The organism is Mesorhizobium ciceri WSM4083, assembly GCF_000519305.1.
GTDB lineage: Bacteria > Pseudomonadota > Alphaproteobacteria > Rhizobiales > Rhizobiaceae > Mesorhizobium > Mesorhizobium ciceri_B.
The window spans coordinates 1-26,139 of the sequence record NZ_JAFG01000018.1 but is presented as its reverse complement, the minus strand read 5'-3'; the positions used below and the strand labels follow the sequence as shown (position 1 = coordinate 26,139).

The window sequence follows — 26,139 nt, the reverse complement described above, 5'->3', positions numbered from 1 at the left end:
GCGTGTCCGTCGGACACTGCTCTATGCAGCCTCCTCCATCGCGAGCGCAACCCATCCCTGCAATTCACGCCAGTCGGACTCAAGTCTCGCGAAACGCGCCAGCCTGAATGAGGAAATGTCCGCGAAGCTACACGTGCCGTCGACAACCACATCGCGGATCGCTCGCCCGCTGGACGGCGAGAGACCAAAGCCGACGCTGGACATAGTCGCAACAACCACGTTAGGAAACGTCGAGAGCCGGTCGATCACGGGACGCCCGTCAGGTGTGTTCTCGATCACACCGGCCCATGATCGAATGATGCGGGCGTGCGCGGCCTTCGGCATCATCTCAATCAAACGGCGGCCGATATGGCCCATCAGCGGGGTCGAGGGGTTGGCAAATACGCCTCGCTGGGGAAGGTCCAGCCATTCGTGCGGGCCGCCTCCAAAGGCGAGATTGCCGCGCAGCGTCTGCCTACCGTGGAGGCCATTCCCGTCCACACCGCCATAGACCATCACGGGAAGAGGCTCAGTAACGATCATCTCGGCGCGTGCGCTTTGCATTGGCACCTCCTGCCCCAACGTGGCGGACAAGCGACCAGTGTGTGGACCGGCTGCAATAACGAGTTGATCGCAGCCAAGCAGGCCACGCTCCGTCTCGACGCCTACCACCCTCTCACCTTCGGTGCGGAACCCCGTGACCGCGCAGTGTTGCATCAGCCGGCCCCCATGGTCCTGCATCCCCCAAGCATAGCCCTGGACCGTACGGTGTGGATTAGCGTGCCCGCCGAAGTGGTAAAAATACGCGCCGGCAACGTTGTCGCCGACGAGGGGAATGAGTTTTCGGCGTTGCTTCGAGTCAAGAATCTCGCACCGGTATCCCCGACGCTCCACAGCAGCAGCGCTGCTCTTTTGGACCGCCAATTGCTCCTCGGTCACGGCGACCTGGATCCGATTCGCCGAGAACTCTGTCGGGTAGCCGAGCAGCTCATCCATGACCGGCCACAGCCGCAGCATCTCTGGGTAGAGAGGCGAAGTGACGTGCCCGCAGCCGCCGCCATTGCGGCCAGACGCCTCCCAACCGACGATGCCTTTTTCGACAACTAGTACGTCGACGCCGGATTGTGCCAGCCACCAGGCGGTGCTCAGCCCTGTAACACCGCCGCCGACGATGACGACTGACGCGCCTTTGATCTCAGTCATGGCCGCCTCGCTCATCATCCACCACGATGGTCGCTTCATCGGCCGCAACCGTATAAAATTCGGGAACCTCACATGGGGGTTGCCATTGCGAGGGTATTCCGAACCATAGCTCCCAATGTTGGGCCTGATCAGCCGATTCTCGGAGCTGGCTTGCGATCGCCAGCGGCAGCGGGCGCACCGGCGTGCGGTATCCTGCGAGAGGAATATCTGCTAGAGGCGCGGTGGCCTGCAGCGAGAGGAGGGCCGCTATCTGCTCGCGGCAACGCCGTCCTTGGCACGGTCCCATCCCCGCGCGCGTGAGCCGCTTGACCTGGTCGGGATTTGGGGGGGCTTCGTCCAGAAGGGACAAGAGTGACCGGTCGTTGCGGCGGTCGGTTTGCCAGCCGAGATAGCGTGGCGGACGCAGCTCGAGGATCTCGCGTGCGGTCACCTCCTCACATTGACATACGTGGAAGTCCCCGCGCGCCCCTATGACGCTGGCGCGTACCCAAGCCATGCGATAAGCTGACAAGTCATAGGCGGGCCGATCGGGCACAGAGACCTCCGCCGACCCAAAGTCTTCCCCAAGGATGGCGCCGACAGCGCGTAGGCCTTCCCCCGCGGCGATGCTGCGGTCGAGCGACTTTGCAGGCCAGATGCCGGCACAGTCGCCGACCGCGAAAATGTTGTGGACGCTGCTACGCTGATCCGCATCCACCTTCGGCGCATAGCCGCCGCGTTCCGGCTGAAAAGTGATATGGCAACCCAGCGCGGCGAGGAGATCGACGACCGGAGTCGTGCCGACCGCCAACACGACGCCCTCACAGTCGATTCGGCGCTCTTCGCCAACGGCTCGACCGGTCTTGTCAACGGCGGCGATTAGCACTCCCTCGACCGATGCTCGCCCCAGCGCCTCGCGCACGACATGATGGGTCAGGAATTCGCACCCGGCTGCGTGCAATTCGGTCACAAGGTGGTCGGGACCGACGGGCTCGGCCGCCTGTTCCACGATCGCCGCGATCTCGATACCAGCGTCCCTAAGTGCTGCGGCAGCAGTCAGTGCCTCTGCCGAGGTGCCGAGGATCACCACCCTCCGAGGGTTTAGGGCTCCGAACCGCGTCGCGAGTGTAATCGCCGCCGTGGCGCCAATTACGCCGGGCTTCTCCCAGCCGGGAAAGCCAAGCCCCATGTCCCGCCGGCCCGCCGCGACGATGACGTAATCCGCGCCAATAAGCCAGCCGCGTTCTTCATCGGCTAAGCCGGCAACCGTGCCGGGCAGCCAGTGGACACCGGGACCATTTGCATAAAGCCCCCAACAGGCGGTGCCGAGCCGGACATCCACACCAGCGTCGAATGCTACTTGGATCAGTGGCTCGGAGGTGACGAAGGCCTCAATCATAGCATTACGGTTGCGGGCTACACCAGACATGCCCTGTCCATAGTGCAGCGGCACCTCGTCACCCATCGTCTTGTAGGGGACCGGGTTCTCATCAATGAGCACGACCGAGAGGCCTCGCCCAGCCCCCTCAATGGCAGCGGACAGACCGGCAGGACCCGCGCCAATTACCAGGAGTTGGGTTTGTTCCTGTAGGATCAGCTCTTTGCCTGCAACGGACTTTTCATCAATTTTCATGGATCGGGCTATTGAGTGCTGTTGATTATTCGCCTTGAGATGGAAGGTACTCGTCCGCCACGGTTCCAGATTGCATCGAAGACCCACGGACGTCCACCCGGTCGCTTCATGGGTTGGACAACGCGTCAGCGCTCGTCACTTGAACATACCAGTTGAAGTCTTCGTCATCTATTCTGCCGTTGAAGTTCATTTGCCATGAGGCCTCATGTCAAATTCAGTTTATGAATTGGGCTAATCTGGTTTCGAGATGAAACGAAGTCATCGTAAGGCGGCAAGCCTGCCCGAGTTAGTGACATCGTCGCAATTGCAACAAGGTCGCCACGGTCACTGTATGCCTTCTCGACTTCCTGCCCTCGAAATCGATCCTTCGTCGAGATCGGGGATATTTCGAGCCGTCGCCCTAGCGACTTTACCCGCGTTGAAAGGGCCTGACATAGGGCTTTGCCCGTTAATCGAGATAGAAAAGGAATGATGAACATTGCGATCCTACTGGATAGGGCCGAGTCGATCGTCCATCCGCCAATGCTTGCATGTAACGAGCAAGGACCACGAGGTCGGCTTGACGCCGTCCAAAGTCAAATATGGCGGCCCCCCTGCACAGGTCCTCACAGGCTAAGTCCAGAACACAGCTAAGACATCGATGCCTCACAATTGGTTGTGGAGCTCGGGTAGTATCTGGAAGAGGTCGCCGACAAGGCCATAATCGGCAACCTGGAAAATCGGCGCCTCCTCGTCCTTGTTGATGGCGACGATGACCTTCGAATCCTTCATGCCGGCGAGATGCTGGATAGCGCCGGAGATGCCGACCGCGATGTAGAGGTCCGGAGCGACCACCTTGCCGGTCTGGCCGACCTGCCAGTCGTTCGGCGCATAGCCGGCATCGACCGCGGCGCGGGAGGCGCCGACGGCTGCACCGAGCTTGTCGGCGACCGGCAGGATGACCTCCTGGAACTTCTCCGCCGAACCCAGCGCACGACCACCCGAGATGATGATCTTGGCCGAGGTCAACTCCGGACGGTCGGTCTCGGAAAGCTTGTTCTCGACGAAGGTGGACAGGCCGGGATTGGCCGTGGCCTTGACGGTCTCGACCGCCGCCGAGCCGCCCTCGGGGGCTGCCTGGAACGAGGCTGTGCGCACCGTGATCACCTTCTTGGCGTCGCTCGACTGCACCGTCTGGATGGCGTTGCCGGCATAGATCGGCCGCTTGAAGGTGTCGGGCGATACGACTTCGATGATCTCGGACACCTGCGCGACATCGAGGAGCGCAGCCACGCGCGGCGCGACATTCTTGCCCGACGACGTCGCCGGCGCGATGATGGTGTCGTAGGCGCCCGCCAGCGACACAATGAGCGCTGCCGTCGGTTCGGCCAGGCGCTCGGCAAGCTCATCGGCCTCGGCGAGCAGCACCTTGTTCACCCCCTTGAGCTTGGCAGCGGCGTCGGCAGCCGGCTTGGCGCCCTTGCCGGCAACCAGCACATGCACGTCCGACCCGATCTGCAGGGCGGCCGAAAGCGCCTTGGCGGTCTGGTCGGAAAGCGTTGCGTTGTCGTGTTCCGCGATGAGGAGAATTGCCATTTGTCTGTTCCTTTCCCGATCGCCTACAATACGCCGGCTTCGTTCTTGAGCTTGTCGACCAGTTCGGCGACGCTCTTGACCTTGACGCCTGCCTTGCGGCCGCTCGGCTCCTCGGTCTTGATAACCTTGAGGCGCGGCTTGACGTCGGCGCCGTAGTCGGCCGGGCTTTTCTCGTCGAGCTGCTTCTTCTTGGCCTTCATGATGTTGGGCAGCGAGGCATAGCGCGGCTGGTTGAGGCGAAGGTCGGCGGTGACGATCGCCGGCATCTTCAGTTCCACCGTCTGCAGGCCGCCGTCGACTTCGCGCGTCACCATGGCCTTGTCGCCGTCGATCACGACCTTGGAGGCGAAGGTGCCCTGCGCCCAGCCCAGCAATGCCGCCAGCATCTGGCCGGTCTGGTTCGAGTCATCGTCGATCGCCTGCTTGCCGAGAATGACGAGCCCGGGCTGCTCGGCGTCGACGACGCCTTTAAGCACCTTGGCGACACCCAGCGGCTCGGTCTGTTCGTCCGTCTTGACCAGGATGGCGCGATCGGCGCCCGTGGCGAGAGCGGTGCGCAGGGTTTCCTGCGCCTGCTGCGGGCCAACCGAGACGACGATGATTTCTTCCGCCTTGCCGGCTTCCTTTAGCCGGATCGCTTCTTCCACCGCGATCTCGTCGAAGGGGTTCATCGCCATCTTGACGTTGGCGAGTTCCACCGCCGAACCATCAGCCTTCACGCGAACCTTCACGTTCGCATCCACAACGCGCTTCACGGGCAAAAGGATCTTCATTTGCTTCTCCTATTCGAAGTCCAGAGTACGCTGGCCGATAGGGAGGCCCGCACCCGCCTGCCTGCATGTCTTAGTGCAGCTAGGTAGCGCTCTCGGCGCGATGCGGTCGAGGCGTAGACCAATCCATGCGAATGGCCGCACCGGCCGCTTTTTTTACGATTATTCAGCTACAAGAAATCAAAAGGCGCCATTAGCCAGATAGCCATGAAGACAAATCTGACAAGATGAACGTGGAACTGCACCCTCGTTGCGGCTGACAGCTCTTCAGACAAGCATCAAGGGCTGGGCGCTTCAAGTCAAATCCAGCTTGTCTATCCCTATAATCTGGAATCGAGATAGATTAGATGTCCGATCGGCCTTAACGACGTTCAGAATTCTCGCGCTGCCTCCTCATGCAGAGGCCTCGCTGGTCTTCGTCCCCAACACTTACCACGCTGGCACACCGAACCGTGAGCTGCAATCGGTTCACGGCCGGCGTTTTCAAGAAGCTGGAATCCTGCAGCGTCCAGGCTGCTACGAAGAAGCTGGCCGCATCAACGCTCTTTACAAAGTATAGCGTGATCAGTCGTGACCTGGTGCAAGCGTTAGATACAGGCCGTTCACCCGCGAAGTCGCGGGGGAAATAAGCTTTAATGACTCGGTTTTGCGGCCAAAGCCTGTCTGTCTATCGAGACCGCGATTTGAGGTTGAAAATCATCAAGTTCTTGTCGTACGCGGGAGACGGTGTCAGGCGAAGGTAGTCCGTCCAGGTGGCGTGGGAATCTCCGTCCACTGGGTAACCTTTTGCAGGTTACGTCGGAGTGTCCAGCGCCGAGAGCCGATGGAGCCATAGCACGTTCGCGGGCAATGCGATTCTTAGCGTTCGGTCATGAACGCTCTAGTACTGCACAAGCTTGACACGATCCTGAGGGCTGGCCCGTGTCCGCCGGCAAGCCCGCTGGGTTCTGGGGTGCGCGGAACCAACTGTTCGTCACGGTTCCAATTCTTCTGAGAAAGTAACAGTGCAGTTCCATCAAGCCAGGCAGGACCATCTAAAAACACGATGACACCCGTCCGGGACATTATATTGGCGAAGCGAACAGGTCGTGGCCATACTTCGCGAGCGGGAGAATGCAAACGCGCTACAGCTATCGCAAACCGGGCGCAGGTCGCGTAAATACTCGCAGAAGGTTGAGCCATGAGGGAAGCACCACATCTTACGTTTGATCTCGATACGCCCGGCGTGAGCAGGGGGCATCTTATTGTCCCGGGGGGTACCGACCGTGGAGAGCTTTCGCTCCCGGTCTTCAGTCTCAATAAAGGAGAGGGGCCGCGCCTACTTGTCACCGGTGGAAATCATGGCAATGAGTTGGAGGGGCCAATTGTCGCGCGGCGGCTTATTAAGTGGCTGCCAGAAGCGCAAACCTGTGGGCGAGTCATGGTCCTACCGGTGCTTAATCCATTGGCCGTGGAGGCATGGAGCCGCAATACTCCCCTCGACGGGTTGAACCTCAATCGCGTTTTTCCGGGCCGCGCCGACGGGTCAGTGACTGAACGAATCGCGGATGCGGTTTCGCGGGTATTGTTGCCAATGGCCGACACCGTGTTTGATCTGCACAGCTTCGGACCAACCTGGGATTTCCCGCCGGCGGCCACGACGCACCCCATTGCCGATCCCGATCTTATGGCTAGGACGGTGGGAATGGCGGAAGCGTTCAATTTGCCGTTGACATTGATCTGGCAACACAACGACACGGCTGGAATGTTTGATATTACGGCCCAAAACCAGGGCAAGGTATTTGTTTGCACTGAATTCGGCGGCGGCACGGTCGGAGCGGACAATCTCGCGATCTACGAGGCTGGAGTGCGCAACGCGCTCATCTCGCTCGGGCTGGTCGAGGGCAAAGCCGACTACCCAACGTTCCGTCAACAGAAGTTCTGCCAAACGCTCGAAACGCGCCCGTCCGATGAGTTGAAATCCCCCGCGCCCGGCATCTTCGAACCTCGCTGCTCGGTGCTGGATGAAGTGAAGCAGGGAGATCTCATAGGTATCCTACATCCGATAGATTCGCTGTCCGCTGAGTCCATTGATATCCGCGCGCCCGAAACCTCCATCGTCTTGGCCGTAGCATCAGGGGCACATGTCGACGCCAACAAAGTGGTAGCGCTCGTGGCGCGGCGGCGTAGGAAATGAGAGGAGGGTGGCAGCTACCGCCTCGCGTGTCAGTAGCTGAGAATTTAATCCCGTCAGGATCAATCGAGTGACCGAATTGCAGATCAAAGACGTCCTCCTTGCGCCTGGCAACGGCGCATTCTTCTACGACGATCAAGCTGCCATTGTCTCGGGCGCAACCCAGGACGGCTTCATCTATGTCGGCGAACCGACGACGCGTGGGTTCAGTTCCATTCGCATTCCAGCATCTTCGATCAGCATCGGGCTGGTGCTCGCCGACGAAACCGTTGTTTGGGGCGACATGATGAACGTGCAGTACTCTGGTGCTGGCGGGCGCGATCCTGTGTTTGAAACCGCTCAAATCTCGGATTTGACGTCGCGCGTTGTGACACGACGGCTTCTTGATGTCGATGCGTCTCGCTACCTTGATTCGTGCGCGAAAGTTTTCCAGCCCTTCGAAGACAAGCGGCTACCTCTCGCGATTGAGTATGGCGTCAGCCAATCGCTCCTTCGCGCAGCAGCCCATCTTCACCGTAAGACAATGGCGGAAATCGTTTGTAGTGAATTTAATCTCCCGCTGCCAATACGTAAGGTCCCGATTTACTGCCAAAGCGGTGACGCTCGCGAAATCAACGTCGACAAAATGATCCTGAAGTCGGTGGATGTGCTTCCCCATGGCCTGGTCAATTCACGGCAGAAATTCGGCCCAGGCGGCCAGACTTTCCTTGACTTCGTCAAGTGGGTTGCAACGCGCACGCGCGAACTCGGCCACCCGGGGTATCATCCGGTGCTTCATTTCGATGTATACGGCTGGATCGGCCAGGAAATCGGCCTGGATCCGCAAAGCATTGCCGATTTTATCTGCAAGGTTGCAGATACCGTCCCGGATTTCTTGCTCAACATCGAGTCCCCGGCGGATTTCGGTTCGACGCAAGCTCAGATTGAGAACTACGCCAAGATCGTGTCGATTTTGGACGACCGAGGTTCGAGCGCACGCATTGCCGTGGACGAGAGATGCAATACGCTTGAGGATATTCGGCTCTTCGCCGAAACGAAGGCCGCCCACCTCGTTCAAATCAAGACCCCCGACGTCGGCTCAATTGCCGACACGGCGCGCGCCGTTCTCATCTGCAAGGCGAATAAGGTAGGGGCGTATGTCGGCGGAAGCTGTACCGAGACAGATCTCTCTGCCCAGGCCTCTGTCCACGTCTCGGTGGCAACCCAGGCCGACATGATGCTTGCGAAGCCCGGAATGGGTGTCGACGAGGCATATTCCATCGTCGGGAACGAGCAGAACCGATTGCTGGCGATGCTGAACCGTCGTCGAGTTCGAGCCAAAAACGTTGGATGAGAGGCGCGGTGTCGCATGCAGAACTCTCTTGAGGGGATCACTGTCGTAGCCGTGGAGCAGGCCGTGGCCGCACCTTACGCGTCGTCTCGGCTCGCGGATGCCGGTGCCCGGGTGATCAAGATCGAACGGCCTGAAGGGGACTTTGCCCGAAGCTATGACAAGTTGGTCCGAGGGCAGAGTGCTTACTTCGTCTGGCTAAATCGGGGTAAGGAATCGGTGTGTCTGGACCTGAGGTTGGAGGCGGACCGCGAGGTCCTCGACACGCTCATTGCCGCTGCTGACGTCTTTATCCAGAATCTGAAGCCGGGCAGCATCGAAAAACTGGGTTTTGGATCTGCTGACCTGCGTCGCCGATTTCCGCGCCTGATAACCTGTGACATCTCGGGTTTCGGTGACAAAGGGCCTTATTCACATTTGAAGGCTTATGATCTCATCGTCCAGGCCGAAACAGGTCTATGTGCGATCACCGGCAATCAACAAGGACCCGCGCGTGTCGGGGTCTCGGTCTGTGACATCTCAGCGGGCATGACAGCGCACAGCGCCATTCTTCAGGCGATGTATCACCGCGAGGTCACTGGCGAAGGGACCAGCATTCAGGTGTCACTGTTCGATGCTGTCGCTGACTGGATGAATGTTCCGGTTCTGCAAAACGACTATAGCGACTACCACACGGAACGCGCCGGTGTGAAACACCCGTCACTGGCGCCATATGGCGCCTATCGTTGTGCCGATGGCAAGGACATCGTCTTTTCGGTTCAGAATGACCGCGAATGGGTGAGTTTTTGCGAGAAGTTCCTCAAGCAGCCGGAACTTACACGTGCACTTGGTTTTGCTGATAATATGGAGCGCCTCAGTCACCGTGCGCAACTTGATAAGATCATTGAACGGCGGTTCTCTGAACTATCCTGCCAGGGAGCAATGCAGGAACTTGAGGCGGCCGGACTGGCATATGGCCGACTGAGCGAAGTGGCGGACGTTTCAAAACATCCACATGTCCGCAGAGTCGAGATTGGCACGCCTGAAGGAAGCGTCGAGACGATCGCGCCGGCGGCAATTTTCAATTATGAGCAGCCCTCGCTACGCCCTGTTCCGGCTCTCGGCGCTCATACCCAGGCTGTCCGCGAGGAGGTCCTGGGGCTTCTGCGAGACAGAGCCGCATCAGCATGAGAGCGCGTCCCGGCAAGGTGAGTGCGCACGCGATTCCCAAAGAGCCTGTGTCCCTCCGGTCGTCTCAGCGTATCGGCCGCCAACAGTACTCATTGGCACCGCCCTCGCTAAAACCGGGCGCAGAGTGACTTTATGATCAAGGACACCTGGGAAGCCGTTGGGAGCGAGATATCTGTACCACGCTGGAGATCGCTGCTCTTCGTCCCCGCTCACGTTCAGCGATATGTGGAGACGGCGCGTAAGCGGGGTCCAGATGGCGTCATTCTCGACTTGGAGGATTCCGTTCCTCAGGATCAGAAGGGCGAGGCACGGAGGAAGCTGCCCGATTCGGTGGCAAAGGTCGCGGGCGAGGGCACCTCTGTTTTGGTCCGCGTGAACCGTGGTTTCCGCGCGCTGGCGGCCGATCTCGATGCAGCCGTCATGGCAGGCGTCGATGCACTTGTTCTTCCGAAGACGGATTCGGCGGAGTGGGTTCTAGAGATCGCGAATGCAGTTTCAGAACTTGAAGGGGAAAGAAATCTTCCGCTGGGACGCATCCGGTTCCTTGCCCAGATCGAGACCCCGAGCGCCTTGCAAAAACTCGCGGCTATTGCTTCGGCTCATCCCAGGATGGTCGCAATGGCACTTGGTGCAGAAGACTTCAGCGCCGCTGTTGGTGGCTCACCGGAATTCGACCTTCTGCTGACACCGAACCTCTCGGTTCTGTTTGCCGCCCGTGCGGCCGGCTTGCTTCCACTGGGCTTCGTAGGGAGCATCGGCGAGTTTTCGGACACTCACAAACTTCGTGAAGCCGCGACGCGTGCGCGGCGGCTTGGCTTTGTTGGAGCTTTGGCTATCCATCCGACACAAGTGGCCATATTCAATGAGGCTTTCTCGCCAAGCGCACAAGAACTCGAGTGGGCTCATCGTGTCGTCGCGGCGCAAACCGATTCCGCGGCGCGGGGCAGAGGTGCTTTTGCCTTGGACGGAAAGATGGTCGATGCACCGGTCATTCGAAGGGCCCGTGAAATCATTGCCTTGGGCCCGCAAGCCGAGCTGGTGGTTTGAGACCTCCGCCAATTGATGAGACCGGACGAGACATCACAAAAAAGCCACGACCCTCCAATTTGCCTCGCGCCAGAGGGTCTCTGCAGCGTGGCACAATTATTGCTGTCGCGCCATCGCATTTCGAGATAGATTACATAAATTGGAGTTGGCTCTCGGAAGAGTACCGGTGGAAATCAGGCAGTTAAGATATTTCGTTGGCGTGGTCGAAGCAGGCAGTTTTACGAAGGCCGCCGGCTTCCTCAATGTCGCCCAGAGTGCGCTGAGCCTACATGTGCGCCAACTGGAGGAAGGTTTCGGCACCCAGTTGCTAGTACGCGATAGGACCGGCGTGAGTGTCACGGCGTCGGGAGCCAAGCTCCTCGAGCGGGCGCGGGCGATTCTCAGGGAAATTCGACTTACCGAGGTGGAATTGACCAACACAACTGCTTCCCCGGCGGGAGAGGTGACTATTGGCATTCCGTCTGGAGCTGCTCGAGTCCTAAGCGGCCCGCTGCTTGAGTCGGTAAGAAACGAACTGCCCAAGGTGTCCCTCAAAATGGTCGAGGGTATGACTGGACCGCTAGAGGAGTGGATGGCTGCTGGACGCTTCAATCTGGCGGTTCTCTACCGCACCGCAGACAGTGTAGGGCGCATGACGGTGCTAGCGCGCGAAAACCTTTGTCTGGTGGTCCCGTCCGGTGAGCCGCCTTTCGAAGATGCGATATCTCTGGCTGACCTGCATGCATTCCCGCTGGCTGTTCCCATGCGCAACAACAATGTCAGGCGTTCTGTGGCTGACGTCGTCGCACAACACGGTTGCGCGCTGGACGTCAAGTTTGAAGTGGACTCGCTTTCAACGATCATCAACATGGTCATAGAGGGGAAAGCCCATTCTATTCTCGCCCCGTCTGCGGTTCAGAAAGAAGCCTCTCAAGGGCTGGTCCGGACGGTCAAGATCGTCGATCCGGTGATTACCCGCTCCGTTGTGCTTGCGGTAAATCCGAAAGATGAGCGTTCTGCGGCCGTTTCCGCGATACGCAAGCTCATTCCGAAGGTCGCCAGAGAGTTAATAGACAGCCGCCGCTGGGCAGCATCCGGTCCTGACGCGGCCTGACAGCCGTCGATCTATAAAACACGCCCTTTTTGCCATCGGTTTGGATCGATCTGGATTCCAGATGGATTTCGGCACTAATCGATATTTGACCCGCCGCGACCGTCGCGATGAAACTGGCTCAGGCGAGAGTTCAGCGGTTTCGACATCGAAAGGTGCTCGCCTAGCAAATCAGAGCAGTGGAGCGCGCATGTCCGACGCTAGGAGCAACGAGCTCTTTATAGACGGCAAATGGCGAGCCGGTGGTAGTAGAGCCACATTGCCGGTGATTAATCCGGCGACGGAGAAGGTATGTGCCTCGGTGGCCTCGGCGACGGTGTCGGATCTGGATGAGGCCCTCGCTTCGGCAGAACGCAGCCGCAAGGCTTGGTGTTCACGGCCTGCAAAAGAACGTGGCGAGATCCTGGTAGCAGCCGCAAGAATCTTGGCAACGAAGATTGAAGCAGCAGCCAGGGACCTGTCAGCCGAACAGGGAAAGACGATTGCCGAAGCGACAGGCGAGTACGCGCGCGCCGTCGAAACACTGGAGTGGAACGGCACGCACGCCGAAGAGCTGTCGGCCCCGATACCGTTGGGGCCGAACCGGATGATCGTCCCGGAGTCGCTCGGTGTGGTGGCTGCCTTTACGCCGTGGAACTATCCGGCCGTTCTCATCGCCCGCAAGCTCGCCCCCGCGCTGGCGGCAGGCTGCCCGGTGATCCTCAAAGGGGCTGAAGAGACCCCGAGCGTGGCTGTCCACATCGTTGAATCGTTGCGCCAAGCAGGCATCCCGGAGGGCGTGCTCAATCTGGTGTTCGGCTTGCCGGTGCATATATCGCGGCATCTGCTCAGTTCGCCAATCGTGAAGGTCTTGACTTTCACGGGCTCCACGGCCGTTGGAAAACAGCTGGCCACGCTCGCAACGAACAATTTGCAGCGCTGCATCCTTGAACTCGGTGGGCACTCCCCGGTTATTGTGTGCGAGGATGCCGACCTGGCAAAAGCCGTACCGGCTATTTCGGAATACAAGTTCGAGTGCGCGGGCCAGAGCTGCAATGCGCCCAGCAGGATTCTTGTCGCTCGGTCTCTCTATAAGGAATTCTTGTCCCGGATGACGGATGCGGCTCGCAAGATTAGGATCGGGCTACCAGACGACGCTGCAACGGACATGGGTCCGATGGCGAACGCGCGGCGAATCGAAGCCATGCAACGCCTGACCAAGGATGCGGTCGAACGCGGCGCCCGCATCGAAACCGGTGGCACCCGGCTCAACCGACCGGGCTTCTACTGGCCGCCAACCATCCTGACGGGCGTGCCGAAGGAAGCGAGAGTGCTGCATGAAGAGCCGTTCGGACCGATCCTTACGATTGCGCCCTTCGACACACTAGAGGAGGCCATCGAGGAGGCCAACGCCACCGAGTATGGTTTGGCCGCCTACTTCTTCACGGACGCTGCCGATACGCAACGAAAGCTGACCAGCAGTCTTTCTGCAGGCGCCGTCAGTGTGAATTACCTGAAAGGGGTTTCCGCGGACGCGCCTTATGGAGGCGTCAAGCAAAGCGGCTATGGATATGAGGGCGGTGAGCAGGGGGTGCGAAGCTTTCAAATCCTCAAGATGGTAAATGGCCTCGGATCATTTGGATAAGTTTTCGTGGGTAGAAGAACACGGACCATAGCCGGCAAGGACATCACAAGGAGCGTCGCCGACGCCCTTCAGTACATCTCGTACTACCATCCTCCAGATTATATCCGGTCTCTTTCGCAGGCATACGCGCGCGAACAGAGCCCAGCGGCAAAGAACGCCATAGGGCAGATTCTGCTGAACTCCCGCATGGCGGCCTTCGGGCGGCGGCCGATCTGCCAAGATACCGGCCTTGTGGTGGTCTTCGCAAAAGTGGGCATGGACACCCGCATCAAATCAACGGTCAGTTTCGCAGACCTCGTGAATGAGGGCGTCCGTCAGGCCTATCTCGATCCGGACAATCCCCTTCGGGCATCGATCGTTGCCGATCCGCTCGCCGGACGCGTCAACACCCGTGACAACACGCCGGCGGTCGTCCACGTCGACCTTGTACAAGGTAACCAGATTGAGATCACCATTGCCGCAAAAGGCGGCGGGTCAGAAAACAAAGCACGTTTTACCACCTTGAACCCCAGCGCCTCCGTTTCGGACTGGGTGGTTGACACAGTATCGACGCTTGGCAGTGGGTGGTGTCCGCCCGGACTGATCTCCGTTGGAATCGGTGGTAGCGCTGAAAAGGCGATGCTGGTGGCCAAGGAGGCCATGAATCAGCCGATCGATATGGCGGAATTGATTGCCAGGGGGCCTTCAGGCGCGGAAGAGGCACTGCGGATTGAACTTTATGAACGGATTAACGCGCTGGGCATCGGCGCCCAAGGCCTTGGTGGCCTAACGACAGTCGTCGATGTCAAGGTTGCGACCTATCCTACCCATGCGGCGTCTAAGCCCGTGGCACTCATTCCGCAATGCGCCGCCAACCGGCACCTGAAGTTTACCTTGGACGGTTCTGGACCAATCAGGCTTCAGCCGCCCGACTTGCGCGAATGGCCCGATATTGGCACCGACGAACTGAATCCAGCCGGTGTACGAAGGGTCAACCTCGATGCCTTGACCAAGGAAGAGACGGCATCGTGGCGCTGCGGCGAAACGCTCCTTCTTTCCGGAAAGATGCTGACAGGCCGTGACGCCGCCCACAAGCGGATGGTCGAGTTGATCGACGCCGGTAAGCCGCTTCCGTTCGATCTGAAGGGACGCGTTATCTACTACGTTGGACCCGTCCGCGCCGTGAGAGATGAGGTCGTCGGACCGGCTGGCCCAACGACCTCCGGCCGCTTGGACGATTTTACGGACAAGGTGCTCGCCGAAACCGGGCTTTTCGCAATGGTGGGCAAAGCGGAAAGGGGACGGGCGGCCATCGAGTCGATTGTGAGACACAAAACACCATATCTCATCGCAGTGGGTGGGGCTGCCTACCTGATATCAAAATCGATCAAGTCAGCGCGGCTCATTGCCTTCGAAGACCTAGGCATGGAAGCAGTCTATGAATTCGAGGTACAGGATATGCCTGTCATCATGGCTGTCGATGTTGGGGGAAACTCCGTTCACAATTCCGGGCCTCTTGAGTGGCGCAAGCGCATGGCGGCGGACAGCATCGCACGCAACATCGGCGTTTGAGCCTTCCGGCCAGGCTCGGTTGATAGGCGCCAATTCCATTGTCAACAACGGGTTAAGAGCACAAGGTCATGAAGTCGAAACCCGATCCTGCGCGCTTGGACGCTTGGGACTTCCGGATTCTCTCGGAGATTCAGTCAGACGGCCGGATTTCAAAAAGCGATCTGGCAAAACGCGTTCATCTTTCGGCGTCTGCCTGCTCGGAGCGGCTCCGTGCACTCGAGATCGCAGGGATTATTGAGGGATTTTACGCGCGGCTGAGTCCGGCCCTCGTCGGGGGCATGGTCTTTGTCATGGTGGAGGTCGTGCTGGAACGACATCGCCTCGAGGACCAAAGACACTTCGAGACTGCGATCAGAGAATTTCCGGAAATCCTGGATTGCTGGGCGATCGGCGGGCGGATCGATTATCTGATGCGCGTCGCATCTCCTTCCATGGCTGCGTATCAGGATTTCATGGAGGGACTGCTGCAGGCCGGCTTGGGGATCGATCAATATTACAGTCTTGTCGTGACCAAACCAATCAAATCCAATTCACCAATCCCTTTGTTCGCGCTAAGGGGACGGTAAACGCCGAGGCCTTAGTTTCCACGGCTTTTGGTCCCGATTCCGTGAATTCGTCGGCGAAGGACGTGCATTCCCGCGAAACTGGAGAGGCGTTTGCGGTATGGTAATTGCCAAAGACGCGGCCGGCTGAGTGCCATCCGCCAATCCATCGCGAGGAGAGGACTATGCGGTTGAGCAATCTGGGAACCGAGCAACTCAAAGAGAAGGATCGAAGCTTCGTCTTTCATCCGTCTACGCATCTGGCCAAGCACAGCCGAGGAGAGACCCCAAATCGGATCATGGCCGGTGCGGAAGGCGTGTACATCTGGGATACCGAAGGCCGAAAGAGCCTCGACGGTTTCGGTGGGCTCTACTGCGTCAACATGGGATATGGCTGCACGGAAATTGCCGAGGCCATCGCCAGGCAAGCACACGAATTGCCGTTCGCCCATGTCTATGCAAGTCAAGGAACAGAGCCAGTCGCCCTGTTAGCAGAGGCCGTGGTCGAGTATTTTGGTCAGAACATGCGAAGGGTCTTTTTCGGCCTTTCCGGTTCCGACGCCAACGAAACCAACATCAAGCTAGTCTGGTACTACAACAACATTCTGGGCCGCCCCGAAAAGAAAAAGATAATCTCGCGACATCGCGGTTATCACGGGTCTGGGCTGGTCACCGGCAGCCTGACCGGCCTTGCTTTCTTCCACAATTTCTTCGACCTGCCGCTGGACTTGGTACGCCATACCACGACGCCGCACCACTATCGCCAGGCGCATGAGGGCGAAAGCGAGCAAGCGTTCGCGAAACGCTGCGCGGATGAACTTGAAGCCCTTATTCTCGCTGAGGGCCCGGAGACCGTCGCAGCTTTTATTGGAGAGCCGGTGCTTGGGACAGGCGGTATCGTTCCGCCCCCAAAAGGATACTGGGCCGCTATCCAAGGGGTGCTCGACAAGTACGAGATCCTTCTCATCGCCGACGAAGTGGTCTGCGGGTTTGGACGAACCGGTGAGAAATTCGGTTCCCACCTCTATGGCATGCGGCCGGATTTCGTGACCATCGCCAAGGGTTTGAGTTCCGCCTACCTGCCCATCTCCGGGTCAATCATTGGCGACCGCGTCTGGTCGGTCTTGGAACAAGGAACAGAGAAGCACGGCGCCCTCGGCCATGGCTGGACATATTCGGGTCACACGCTTTGCGCTGCGGCAGCGCTCGCCAATATTCGACTCCTAAAGGAAAGAAATATCCTGGAGCATGTCCGCGATGTCGGACCGTATTGGCATGCCCGCATGAATGCCGAACTGGCGGGACACCCCATCGTCGGGGAGGTTCGTGGCGTCGGAATCCTCTCCGCCGTAGAGCTCATGCGAGATCCAAAGCAGAGGATACCGTTTGAATCCGACCTTCAGGTCGGCGTTCGCGCCGCCGCTGCTCTGTTCGAGAACGGTGTCATCGGCCGCGCGATGCCGCACGGCGATATCCTAGGGTTTGCCCCGCCTTTGATCATCACCCGGAAGGAGATCGACATTATCGTCGACGCAACCGCGAAATCAATCGATACGACCTGTCGCGCGCTGAAGGCCGAGGGCGCGGTATGAACCTGAGAGCGAACGAGAGCGAGGCCCGAGTTCGATCATATGCGGATAACCAATGCGGTGGTTCCCATTATGAAGAACTCTCCCGGGGACCAGACGCTTTGACCTCTGGCTGTCGTTAAGCTCCTTGGTGACGGTGGGTTTGACAGCGTTTTGTCACGCCGAGCCTGCCGAACCTGCTGAATTTCAAGCCGTCTGATCTCAAGCATGCTTCGGATACTTTGATCGCAACCGGTAACCAACCGAACCCAGTTCTGCCGCCGCTGTCCTGTTGCCCAACGACCAGGGCGTTTGTGCGGCGCGCCCTGCCGGTGTACCTCCCCGCTGGCAGGGCGCCTTTTTGGCCCGCTGGATTTGGGTGATTGTAGCGCGTCAGCAATCGAGAGTTTGAGAAGGAGGTCATCTGCATCCCGATGGTACATCGAGCTTCGACATTTCTTTTGCGCATGCCAACCGCCTACCATCGCAACTCTAGACGCGTAGCTGACGACAGCCGGCGTGGAGGTCACACACTTCTCCCTTCACATGATCTAATGTCGGGAGAGCAATCATCGCGGTAAATTTCTCCAGCGTCGATATGTTGCGGGCGAATCTCCTCGCCGTGATAGCTGGCTAGAAGCAAGAACGTCCTAGGTTAATTAGAACAGCTGCAGGAGAAAATGCAGATCGTCTTCGAAACTTTGGTTGAACAGTTGTCTTTGAGCGTTGATGAAGTCGATTTCCATAACGCACTGGCCAACGCTGCCGGCGCCCTCGACATTCGCGCATTCGCTTATCTATCTCTGGTGTCTGGCGGCGTCACAAAACCCAGGCTGATATCGAATTATCATTCTGGCTGGACGTCGCACTACTTGCGCCACCAATATGAAAGGATCGACCCGGTCGTAGGATGGGCAAGGTGCAGCGGATGTCCGTTTCAGTGGGGACCGGGTTTCGGCCATGCCTGCATCTCAAAGCGACAGCAACAGCTTTTCGATGAGGCTGCCGAATTCGGCATCTGCTGCGGACTGACGATTCCACTTGTCGATCGCCGCGGCGGAGTTGCTGCGATGACCTTCGGGGCAGACAGGCTCGATCCGACCTTCCTGCGCATCGCTGAGCGATATGAACAGGCGCTCGAAATTATGGCCATGTCCTTTCACATTGCCGTTCGCCGCAAGCTTTCGGGTGACCTGGCAGTGGACGGTGTTTCGCTCACGCCCCGTGAGTACGAGTGCCTGGAATGGACGGCGCAGGGCAAGTCCGCCTGGGAGATCGGCTGCATCTTGGGGATCACGGAGCGCACGGCCGCCTTCCATCTGGAAAATGCCAAGAAGAAGCTCGGCGTGCGCACCAAAAATCAAGCAGTGACGCTGCTGGGCTCTTCTCGGTCATCAATTCTCTGAGAACTGAATCCCTCTTTGATCCACCTGTGCGTGCTCACAGGTAGTCGCGACGTTGAACGTTGGCCTCCTGGCAGGGTCATACATGCGAGGAGACCATGTGATTGAGCTTATTGCCCCCGGCTGGTACGGGCCTTGGCCGACGGACTTCAGGAAATTGTCGCGTTGCACGAAATGCACCGCCTGCGCTACCGCGTCTTCAAGGAGGGCTCGTGCGCACGACCGGCGGCTTCGAGATGGTTTCATTCGATTCTCTGAAAGCGCCCTTTTTTGTCGCGCGATTCCGCCGGTCGCGTCGGGGGCGGCGTTCGCCTTCTGCCCTCGACAGGGCCGACGATGACGCGAGATATCTTTTCAAGGCTGCTAGAAGGAGGTCTGAACCTGAGGAACCGAGTTTCTGGCAAGGCAGCCGTTTCGCCCTTGATCTCCCATCGTCTGCGCCGAAGGGGCGTGGGAGCATTGCTGTCGGCACCTATAAATGCTCGCTGGCATGATCGAGTTCAGTCTCGTGGCGGCTCCGCCATATCGTCATCGCGCCGGATGGCCGCTGGCCCGGATCGGTCAACCCCAGGCAATCGGTACCACCCGCACCGTTGCCGGCCTTTGAGGTGTCTCCTACGAGAACCTTGCTGTGATCCTTCACAATGGCCTCGGCGGTCCAGTGGGCGCCTTTCCTGTACGGCCGGCTGACATGGTTTTCGTAGGTAACGGCGCCCACTGGCCGGACTGGCAGGATGAGAAATCCTACCGCTATACTGCCACCTGACCCGACGCGGCTGGGCCCGGGAGCGTCAGCGGCGTAATGCAGCCTTTCAGCTCGGTCTGACGCTCCCTTGAGCAGGCCTGTTTCGCCAGCTCCTTTGAGCGTGATGCGGCTATGTTCTGATGCCCCCCGCCAATCAAGGCAATCATCCGCAGGTCATGCCCATCATTGCGCAACAGGCATTGCCGCCGGAAAGACTTTCGTTTGATCTCGCTGCATTGCCACCTTGGGCGGCAATCCTGACGACGGCTGACGGTCGGCAGCACGTCGTGCTGCGAAATGCTCACCTGCGCGGCGACAATTATGTTGGCCGGTTGAGCGACAACTATGATGGCCGGTAGGGTCGCGCGTCAGGTCCGCTTGCAGGGAGGGGCGTAGCCCCGACCGGAGAGCGGACTTGACGCGCGGCGGCGATGAGAGAACCCCCAGCGGGGGACTCTGATCAGGCGGTGCCGGGTGGTGGTATCGGAACACCTATCGAACATAGCAGCGATAGGTACCGATGCCTGGCCTCCACATCACCGATCAACAGGTACATCGTACATGTCTCAGCGTCGTCACCACACCCAGGCCGTTGCAGCCGCCAAGGCCGGTATCAGCGAACGGAGTGCACGTCGGATCGACAAGGATCCGCGCCTGCCATCCCAACAGAACCGCAAGCGCCACTGGCGAACCCGGCCAGACCCTCTCGAACAGGTGTGGCCGCGCGTAGAAGAGCTGCTCAAGATCGATGGCATCCTGTCCGTTACCATCTTCGAGACCGTGCAGGACGAGTTCGGGGAGGATACCGTTCCCGACGGCGTGAGGCGAACCCTTGAGCGCCGGATTGCCCGGTGGCGGGCGCTGAACGGGGGCGAGAAGGAGATCATCTTCGCGCAGCATCACGCGATCGGCCGACAGGGGCTGTCGGACTTCACCGTCTGTGACGATCTGCGCATCACCATCGGCGGCGAGCGCTTCGGCCATCGCCTCTTCCATTTCCGTCTCGCCTGCAGCGGTTGGGAACATGCAGCGGTCGTGCTCGGCGGAGAGAGCTTCACCGCCTTGTCGGAACATTTGCAGGATGCCCTGTGGAAGCTGGGTGGTGTGCCGGCGGAACACCGCAGCGACTCGCTCTCGGCCGCCTACAAGAACCTCGATGCCGACGCCCAGTGCGATTTCACCCGAAGCTACGAGGCTCTGTGTCGCCATTACGGAATGTGCGCCACCCGCAACAACCGCCGCGAAGCCCATGAGAACGGATCGATCGAAGCCCCTCATGGCCACCTGAAGCGGCGCCTCGACCAAGCTCTGCGTCGCCGGGGCAGCCGCGATTTCGCCAGCATCGAGGACTACCGCTGCTTCGTCGAGAGGGAGGTTGCCAAGCAGAATCGGCGCCGGGCTAAGCTTTTGGAGGAAGAGCGCCGTCTTCTCAAGCCGCTGCCGCCGCGGCGAACGACCGATTTCACCTTGGTCAGCGCGGACGTCACGCGCAACAGTACGATCAGCATCGACCGAGTCATCTATTCGGTACCGTCGCGCCTCATCGGCCGCCGCCTCCACGCTCATCTGTTTGACGATCGTATCGACCTCTTCCTCGGGCCGGACCGGGTGATGACCACCAACCGGATCCGCGTCAGGCATCCCGGCCGGGGGCACAGTATCGATTTCCGGCACTTCATCGCGAACCTGAAGCGCAAGCCGCAGGCGCTGCGCTACATGGTCTACCGAGATGCCTTGTTTCCCACCCACGCCTATGCCCGCGCATGGCAGGCACTCGATGCGGCCCTCGATGCCCGGCAGGCCTGCCGCACCATGGTCGCTCTCCTCGATATCGCCGCCAACGGCAACTGCGTCGAGGCCCTGGCCCAGCGCATCGAGGCTTTCCTCGATGCCAACGAGCTCCCCGATATCGCAGCACTGAAGAGCGAGTTCCTGCCCGCTGTGCGTGCCCGTGACCACGTCACCATCCCACCGCCCGATTTCGTCGGATACAACCGCCTTCTGGCCAGCGGACAGGTGCTGTGATGAGCAGGACTAAGGATCAAGCTGCCGCCGTCCTGCCCACCCTGATGACGGCACTGCGCCTGCCCAGCGTCAACCGCAACTGGAAGCGTCTCACCGACACCGCCGACCGCGATGGCTGGCCCGCTGCCCACCTGCTCGCCTCGTTGCTCGAGATCGAGATGGCCGAGCGCACCTCACGGCGTATCCAGCGCCATCGCGACCAGTCCGGCCTGCCAGCCGGAAAGACCTTCGGTACGTTCGACTTCGACGCCGCCGTGGGCATCCGCAAGCCTCACCTGCTGTCGCTCGCAGCCGGCGAAGGCTGGATCGGAAGCGGTGGCAACCTTCTCCTCTTCGGCCAGTCCGGCACCGGCAAGACCCACGCTATCGCCGCTATCGGCCATGCTCTTATCGACGCTGGGCGCCGTGTCCTGTTCTGCAACACTACCGATATGGTCCAGAGACTCCAGGTCGCGCGGCGCGAGCTCAGCCTTTCTTCGATGCTCGACAAGCTCGACAAATATGATCTCATCGTCCTCGACGACATGTCCTATGTCCGGAAGGACCAGGTCGAAACCAGCGCTCTGTTCGAGCTCATCGCGCACCGATATGAGCGTCACTCCATCGCGATCACCGCCAATCAGCCTTTTTCCGCCTGGTCTGACGTTTTTCCAGATCCCGCCATGACTGTCGCCGCGATCGACCGCCTCGTTCACCACGCCACCATCCTTGAAATGAACGGAGAAAGTTACCGCAAGCGGTCCGCCGTCGCTCGCATCTCCGCCATGGAAAGCGCGGCCGACACACCAGACGCGCCGAACAACTGCGCGGCGTTGGTGTAGTTGTCGCTGGCGACAATTACCCATCACCACTCGACCGAGTCAAACCACGCCAACACACCGCTCAGCGACAATTACAACTCCCGTAATTGTCGCTGAGCCGTTGCCAGATCCACAGCCCTCGTGATAGCCAAATCACACCACGCTGCGCATTCGCCAACTCAGGACAGCGATTCCGCTAAATACGGGACAGGCGTTCCGGTAATGTCGGGACAGCCTGGGGTCGCTGGTTCTCGATAGCCTCGTTGAGTTCAGGATTGATTGATTTCGGTGTTTTCGGCGCCGGTCAAGAGGGGCCTCGTTTTTTGCTTTCGCAGACTGTCGCCTTGCAGGGCAATGCGGTGAGCATTGTGAACGATCCTGTCAAGAATGGCGTCGGCGACGGTGGGGTCATTGATCAGGTCATGCCATTTGTCCACGGTGGTCTGAGCGGCGATGATGGTTGAGCGGCGGCGATATCTCTCCTCGACGATTTCGAAGAGATGGAAGCGCTGCTGGTCCGAGAGGCTGTGGGAGCCAAAATCGTCGAGGATGAGCAAATGCACTCGGGTAAGTTTTTCGATGAGCCGGGGGAAGCGCCCGTCGAGGCGGGCGAGCGCCAGATCCTCGAACATGCGCGGTACGCGCACATAGAGAACGGAATGGTCGAGCCGGGCCGCCTGCCGTCCGAAGGCGCAGGCCAACCATGATTTTCCAGTTCCGGTCTGGCCGGTGAGGATCAAATTCTCCTGGGCCTTGAGCCAATGGCCTTGGGCGAGCGCCATGGTGTTGCGGCGGTCGAGGCCGCGCGCGGGCGCGAAGTCGATGTCTTCGATGCATGCTTCGGGGAAGCGCAGCTTGGCCGAGGCGAGCTTGTTCCTGACACGCTTGTCGGCCCGCATGGCGATCTCCCGGTCGAGGATCAGGCCGAGCCATTCGTCGCGGCTCAACTCATTGGCGCTGCTCTGTTCAGCTGCGGCCAGTTCGCGCCAGGCGGTAGCCATGCCAGGGAGCCCGAGGGCCTGCATTTGATCGAGGGTTGGGTTTGTCAGCATTCTTTCGTCCTTTGCTTCACTGATAGTAGGTGCGGCCGCGGATATTGGCGTGGGCTGGTGTCGGCTTCGCCGGTTCGGCCTGCGATCCCATGAGATCGAGGCCGGCTTTGAGGATGGCGTTGACGGAGGAATAGGTGATCGCGTTGATGGTAAGCGCGCGCTCGCAAGCGGCGTCCAGGCGCGTGGGTCCATAGCGGGGCGATAGCGACAAGATGCCCATGGCCGAACGATAGCCCTGCTCGGGATGGGGCCTGTCGCGCATCATGCGTTCGACCAGGATCGCGGTGTTCGGGCCGATGACAGCCGCCCGGCCGATCAGGTTGGCGGGCGTGGTGTTGGCGTAGCGCTGATGCGCCTTGGGCATGTGAACGTCGATGGTGACATGGCCGCAGCGCTGCGATCGGCGAACATGGCAGGCGACGCGCTGGTGATCATGGAAGATCTCGATCACCCGGTGGGTGAGCCGGACCTCGACGGTGCGGCCGATCAGTCGGTGCGGCACCGAGTAGAACGTCTTGTCGATCTCGACATGGTAGTCGGGATGCACCTTCGCCGATTTCCACTCGGCGTATTCAAACGGCGTCGCCGGCAGGGTGCCGAGCGCCGCCCGCTCGATCTCCTCGAACAGTTCGCGCCGGCTTTTGCCGATATGGCGCATCGGCCGGTTGTTCAGCTCCTCGAGCAGCTCGGCGATCGCCGCATTGAGCAGGGCTAGCGAGAAGAATTGGCGGTTGCGCAGTCGCGCCAGAATCCAGCGTTCGACGATGAGAACTGCGCCCTCGACCTTGCCCTTCTTTCAAGTCCAGGACTGCAGTTCGTGCTGACACTCGAGCGCGTATAGAGTTCGAGATCACGCACCCGTTCCACCCGTGGCGCGGCCAGCGCTTCGTGCTGTCGACCCGCAAGCAGAACTGGGGCGAGGACCGCGTCATGTTCTACGACGCGGCGGGACGACTTCGCTCGCTGCTTGCGTCATGGACGGACGTCGCTGAACCCGATGTTTTCATTCAGGTCGCGGCCGGTCGGTCGTTCGTGCGTCCAGATGATCTGGCAACCCTGGCGGCGTTGATCGAGCAAATCGAGCGCAGCCATGGCGGCTGAACACGTGTCAGGCAATTTATGCCGCATATGTCAACCTAATTATGCCGCCGGATGCCGGATTCACCGTCGTTCCAGTCGCCGGCTTCACTCGCATTGTCCGGGGTCCTATCGGTATGGCAGCTGCCTCCATTAGATTGACACGCTCTCTATCGAGGCGTAATTTGATTTACACACAAGCAGGGGGATATACCATGCCCAACCAGACCAAACGCGATCGACTGCGCCAGCTCGGAGCGCTCAACACGCGCCCCGAAGCCGTCCGCGCACCCTGGTTCCGTGAATCCAGCTTCTTCGATCCTCTCGACCTCGTGCAGGTGAAGTACGAGATGCTGCGTCACGTCCATGAGGATGGCGTCAACAAAGCCGATGCCGCCGCGCTTTTCGGTCTGTCGCGGCCCACCTACTATCAGGCCGAGGCCGCGTTTGAACGCGAGGGCATTGCCGGCCTGCTGCCGCGCACGCGTGGGCCAAAGTCGGCCCACAAGCTCACTGACGAAGTTATGCAGCTCATCGAGCAGAACCAGCACACGGGTGCTCCGCTGCAGGCGCGATCCCTGGCGCAGCTGCTGCATTCGACACTCGGTATCAGCGTCCATCCCCGCAGCATCGAACGCGCGATGGCGCGTAAAAAAAAACGGTGAACCCCATGCGCGCACCCCGATGCTGCCGCACGGCTGCAAGGATTTCTACGAGACGCTGCGCGCCGCCGTCCTATGCGGTCAGGCCTGCGTCAAGGACATGGGCGCCATCGTTTTTCATGGCTTTTGGCAAGGGCTGGCGGTGCTGATCGCGGCCCCTCAGCCTTCCCCGTCGATGCATCGGCGGCCCGAACCGCCGCCCACGGCTTCGGCGGCCGTGCACGATCGCCAGCTCGTGCACATGCTCGCCAACATGGTGCTGGCAGCAGAGACGCGAGGCAATCATGTCTACTGATATCGCCATGAAGGTTGGCGCCGACCATCTTCGGCGTGATGCATTCCTCTACGTGCGTCAGTCCTCTCTTCGTCAGGTGTTCGAGAACACCGAGAGCACCAAGCGGCAATACGCCCTGCGCGATCGCGCAGTGGCGCTGGGCTGGCCGATCGAACGTGTCCACGTCATCGATAGCGACCTCGGCCTCTCCGGCGCGCAGTCGCAGGACCGCGACGGCTTCCAGCACCTGGTGAGTGAAGTGGCGATGGGGCATGCAGGGATCGTGCTGGGGCTGGAAGTGTCGCGCCTGGCACGCAACAATGCCGACTGGCACCGTCTCCTTGAGCTGGCCGCCCTGTCGCGCACGCTCATCATGGACGAGGACGGCGTCTACGATCCGGCCTATTTCAACGATCGCATGCTGCTCGGGCTGAAGGGCACGATGAGCGAGGCCGAGCTGCACATTTTGAAGTCGCGGCTGCAAGGCGGCATTCTCAACAAGGCGCGCCGCGGCGAGCTCGAGATGCCGTTGCCGATCGGACTGGTCTACACCCCTGACGCGCGGGTCGTGCTCGATCCGGACCGACAGATCCAGGACACGGTGCGGCTCCTGTTCGATACCTTCCGCCAGACCGGCTCGGCCTGCGCCGTCGTGCGCCGCCTGCGCGGCGAGAAGATCCTCTTTCCCCGGCGTATCCGCCGCGGCATCGGCAAGGGCGACGTCCTGTGGAGCGAGATCGACCATTCCCGCGTGCTGCAGATCCTGCACAACCCGCGTTATGCCGGCGCGTTCGCCTATGGACGCACGCGCAAAGCCTACAATGCCAAGCTCAAGTCCGTGCAGCTGCGCGTGGCGAGATCCGACTG

At 60.0% G+C, this 26,139-nt stretch carries 21 protein-coding genes and 2 pseudogenes; 17 read left to right on the top strand and 6 right to left on the bottom strand.

Translation table 11 applies throughout. From position 1 onward, the window contains the following. Nucleotides 1-21 precede the first annotated feature (21 nt). From MESCI2_RS0123955 to MESCI2_RS0123940, 4 genes are all read right to left on the bottom strand, one after another. On the bottom strand, nucleotides 22-1,182 hold the full coding sequence (locus MESCI2_RS0123955; protein WP_197031590.1) for an NAD(P)/FAD-dependent oxidoreductase: 1,161 nt from the start codon (nucleotides 1,180-1,182) through the stop codon (nucleotides 22-24). Further along, entirely contained in the window at nucleotides 1,175-2,794 is a 1,620-nt protein-coding gene (locus tag MESCI2_RS01000000135275) for an FAD-dependent oxidoreductase (protein WP_050596652.1), read from the bottom strand. The genes MESCI2_RS0123955 and MESCI2_RS01000000135275 overlap by 8 nt, the downstream gene beginning before the upstream one ends. 645 nt (nucleotides 2,795-3,439) lie before the next feature. After that, nucleotides 3,440-4,369: an electron transfer flavoprotein subunit alpha/FixB family protein gene (locus tag MESCI2_RS0123945; RefSeq protein ID WP_027038755.1), complete on the bottom strand. Its 930-nt coding sequence runs from the start codon at nucleotides 4,367-4,369 to the stop codon at nucleotides 3,440-3,442. A gap of 23 nt (nucleotides 4,370-4,392) precedes the next feature. Further along, complete coding sequence (locus MESCI2_RS0123940; protein ID WP_027038754.1) at nucleotides 4,393-5,142, bottom strand: electron transfer flavoprotein subunit beta/FixA family protein; 750 nt, start codon at nucleotides 5,140-5,142, stop codon at nucleotides 4,393-4,395. A gap of 1,177 nt (nucleotides 5,143-6,319) precedes the next feature. On the opposite strand from MESCI2_RS0123940, the gene MESCI2_RS0123935 reads away from it, so the two are divergent. From MESCI2_RS0123935 to istB (MESCI2_RS01000000135270), 13 genes and pseudogenes are all read left to right on the top strand, one after another. Then, entirely contained in the window at nucleotides 6,320-7,315 is a 996-nt protein-coding gene (locus MESCI2_RS0123935) for a succinylglutamate desuccinylase/aspartoacylase domain-containing protein (RefSeq protein ID WP_027038753.1), read from the top strand. A gap of 76 nt (nucleotides 7,316-7,391) precedes the next feature. Then, nucleotides 7,392-8,645 carry a methylaspartate ammonia-lyase gene (locus MESCI2_RS0123930; protein WP_027038752.1) on the top strand — a complete coding sequence of 418 codons (1,254 nt, stop codon included), beginning with the start codon at nucleotides 7,392-7,394 and terminating at the stop codon, nucleotides 8,643-8,645. A gap of 15 nt (nucleotides 8,646-8,660) precedes the next feature. Next, nucleotides 8,661-9,812: a CaiB/BaiF CoA transferase family protein gene (locus MESCI2_RS0123925; protein ID WP_027038751.1), complete on the top strand. Its 1,152-nt coding sequence runs from the start codon at nucleotides 8,661-8,663 to the stop codon at nucleotides 9,810-9,812. Between the two features lie 132 nt (nucleotides 9,813-9,944). Next, nucleotides 9,945-10,859, top strand: coding sequence for an HpcH/HpaI aldolase/citrate lyase family protein (locus MESCI2_RS0123920; RefSeq protein ID WP_155936657.1), 915 nt, complete (start codon nucleotides 9,945-9,947; stop codon nucleotides 10,857-10,859). A gap of 166 nt (nucleotides 10,860-11,025) precedes the next feature. Then, nucleotides 11,026-11,952, top strand: a complete 927-nt coding sequence (locus MESCI2_RS0123915; RefSeq protein ID WP_027038749.1) for a LysR family transcriptional regulator — start codon at nucleotides 11,026-11,028, stop codon at nucleotides 11,950-11,952. Between the two features lie 187 nt (nucleotides 11,953-12,139). Beyond that, nucleotides 12,140-13,573 (top strand): NAD-dependent succinate-semialdehyde dehydrogenase, encoded by a 1,434-nt coding sequence (locus MESCI2_RS0123910; protein WP_027038748.1) that lies wholly within the window; start codon nucleotides 12,140-12,142, stop codon nucleotides 13,571-13,573. Nucleotides 13,574-13,579: 6 nt separating this feature from the next. Next, complete coding sequence (locus MESCI2_RS0123905) at nucleotides 13,580-15,124, top strand: fumarate hydratase (RefSeq protein ID WP_027038747.1); 1,545 nt, start codon at nucleotides 13,580-13,582, stop codon at nucleotides 15,122-15,124. A gap of 68 nt (nucleotides 15,125-15,192) precedes the next feature. After that, a complete protein-coding gene (locus tag MESCI2_RS0123900) occupies nucleotides 15,193-15,690 on the top strand; it encodes an Lrp/AsnC family transcriptional regulator (RefSeq protein ID WP_027038746.1) in 498 nt (165 codons plus the stop codon). A gap of 161 nt (nucleotides 15,691-15,851) precedes the next feature. Beyond that, a complete protein-coding gene (locus MESCI2_RS0123895; RefSeq protein WP_027038745.1) occupies nucleotides 15,852-17,258 on the top strand; it encodes an aminotransferase in 1,407 nt (468 codons plus the stop codon). 656 nt (nucleotides 17,259-17,914) lie between these two features. Beyond that, nucleotides 17,915-18,640 carry a LuxR family transcriptional regulator gene (locus tag MESCI2_RS0123890; protein WP_032901261.1) on the top strand — a complete coding sequence of 242 codons (726 nt, stop codon included), beginning with the start codon at nucleotides 17,915-17,917 and terminating at the stop codon, nucleotides 18,638-18,640. 882 nt (nucleotides 18,641-19,522) lie between these two features. Continuing rightward, a complete protein-coding gene (locus MESCI2_RS0123880) occupies nucleotides 19,523-19,741 on the top strand; it encodes a hypothetical protein (protein ID WP_027038742.1) in 219 nt (72 codons plus the stop codon). 161 nt (nucleotides 19,742-19,902) lie between these two features. Beyond that, a pseudogene (gene istA, locus MESCI2_RS0123875) lies at nucleotides 19,903-21,407 on the top strand (IS21 family transposase). Further along, nucleotides 21,407-22,228, top strand: coding sequence for an IS21-like element helper ATPase IstB (istB, locus tag MESCI2_RS01000000135270; RefSeq protein WP_050596651.1), 822 nt, complete (start codon nucleotides 21,407-21,409; stop codon nucleotides 22,226-22,228). Before istA ends, istB (MESCI2_RS01000000135270) begins: the two are co-directional and overlap by 1 nt. 248 nt (nucleotides 22,229-22,476) lie before the next feature. Here istB (MESCI2_RS01000000135270) and istB (MESCI2_RS0123865) read toward each other — a convergent pair whose 3' ends face one another. Beyond that, entirely contained in the window at nucleotides 22,477-23,259 is a 783-nt protein-coding gene (gene istB / locus MESCI2_RS0123865; RefSeq protein ID WP_027038740.1) for an IS21-like element helper ATPase IstB, read from the bottom strand. A 16-nt stretch (nucleotides 23,260-23,275) separates the two neighbouring features. Further along, nucleotides 23,276-24,052 (bottom strand): annotated as a pseudogene (locus tag MESCI2_RS01000000135265) (Mu transposase domain-containing protein); the annotation flags it as partial. A gap of 56 nt (nucleotides 24,053-24,108) precedes the next feature. Between MESCI2_RS01000000135265 and MESCI2_RS0123855 the strand changes: the two are divergent. The 4 genes from MESCI2_RS0123855 to MESCI2_RS0123840 form a co-directional block, all read left to right on the top strand. After that, a complete protein-coding gene (locus tag MESCI2_RS0123855; RefSeq protein WP_197031591.1) occupies nucleotides 24,109-24,360 on the top strand; it encodes a DUF5372 family protein in 252 nt (83 codons plus the stop codon). A gap of 191 nt (nucleotides 24,361-24,551) precedes the next feature. Next, the gene (locus MESCI2_RS1000000138945; RefSeq protein WP_027038738.1) at nucleotides 24,552-25,001 is read left to right on the top strand and encodes a helix-turn-helix domain-containing protein; all 450 of its coding nucleotides are present in this window, start codon (nucleotides 24,552-24,554) and stop codon (nucleotides 24,999-25,001) included. 19 nt (nucleotides 25,002-25,020) lie between these two features. Further along, the gene (locus tag MESCI2_RS1000000138940; RefSeq protein WP_027038737.1) at nucleotides 25,021-25,293 is read left to right on the top strand and encodes a hypothetical protein; all 273 of its coding nucleotides are present in this window, start codon (nucleotides 25,021-25,023) and stop codon (nucleotides 25,291-25,293) included. Then, nucleotides 25,283-26,139, top strand: an 857-nt coding sequence (locus MESCI2_RS0123840) for a recombinase family protein (protein ID WP_027038736.1), incomplete at its 3' end; no start/stop codon positions are given. The genes MESCI2_RS1000000138940 and MESCI2_RS0123840, both read left to right, overlap by 11 nt.

Coding starts and splice junctions, on each gene's coding strand:
- MESCI2_RS0123955 (WP_197031590.1), bottom strand. CDS start 1,182: ATGACTGAGATCAAAGGCGCGTCAGTCGTCATCGTCGGCGGCGGTGTT.
- MESCI2_RS01000000135275 (WP_050596652.1), bottom strand. CDS start 2,794: ATGAAAATTGATGAAAAGTCCGTTGCAGGCAAAGAGCTGATCCTACAG.
- MESCI2_RS0123945 (WP_027038755.1), bottom strand. CDS start 4,369: ATGGCAATTCTCCTCATCGCGGAACACGACAACGCAACGCTTTCCGAC.
- MESCI2_RS0123940 (WP_027038754.1), bottom strand. CDS start 5,142: ATGAAGATCCTTTTGCCCGTGAAGCGCGTTGTGGATGCGAACGTGAAG.
- MESCI2_RS0123935 (WP_027038753.1), top strand. CDS start 6,320: ATGAGGGAAGCACCACATCTTACGTTTGATCTCGATACGCCCGGCGTG.
- MESCI2_RS0123925 (WP_027038751.1), top strand. CDS start 8,661: ATGCAGAACTCTCTTGAGGGGATCACTGTCGTAGCCGTGGAGCAGGCC.
- MESCI2_RS0123920 (WP_155936657.1), top strand. CDS start 9,945: ATGATCAAGGACACCTGGGAAGCCGTTGGGAGCGAGATATCTGTACCA.
- MESCI2_RS0123910 (WP_027038748.1), top strand. CDS start 12,140: ATGTCCGACGCTAGGAGCAACGAGCTCTTTATAGACGGCAAATGGCGA.
- MESCI2_RS0123900 (WP_027038746.1), top strand. CDS start 15,193: ATGAAGTCGAAACCCGATCCTGCGCGCTTGGACGCTTGGGACTTCCGG.
- MESCI2_RS0123895 (WP_027038745.1), top strand. CDS start 15,852: ATGCGGTTGAGCAATCTGGGAACCGAGCAACTCAAAGAGAAGGATCGA.
- MESCI2_RS0123890 (WP_032901261.1), top strand. CDS start 17,915: ATGCAGATCGTCTTCGAAACTTTGGTTGAACAGTTGTCTTTGAGCGTT.
- MESCI2_RS0123880 (WP_027038742.1), top strand. CDS start 19,523: ATGCCCCCCGCCAATCAAGGCAATCATCCGCAGGTCATGCCCATCATT.
- istB (WP_050596651.1), top strand. CDS start 21,407: ATGAGCAGGACTAAGGATCAAGCTGCCGCCGTCCTGCCCACCCTGATG.
- istB (WP_027038740.1), bottom strand. CDS start 23,259: ATGCTGACAAACCCAACCCTCGATCAAATGCAGGCCCTCGGGCTCCCT.
- MESCI2_RS1000000138945 (WP_027038738.1), top strand. CDS start 24,552: ATGCCCAACCAGACCAAACGCGATCGACTGCGCCAGCTCGGAGCGCTC.
- MESCI2_RS1000000138940 (WP_027038737.1), top strand. CDS start 25,021: ATGCTGCCGCACGGCTGCAAGGATTTCTACGAGACGCTGCGCGCCGCC.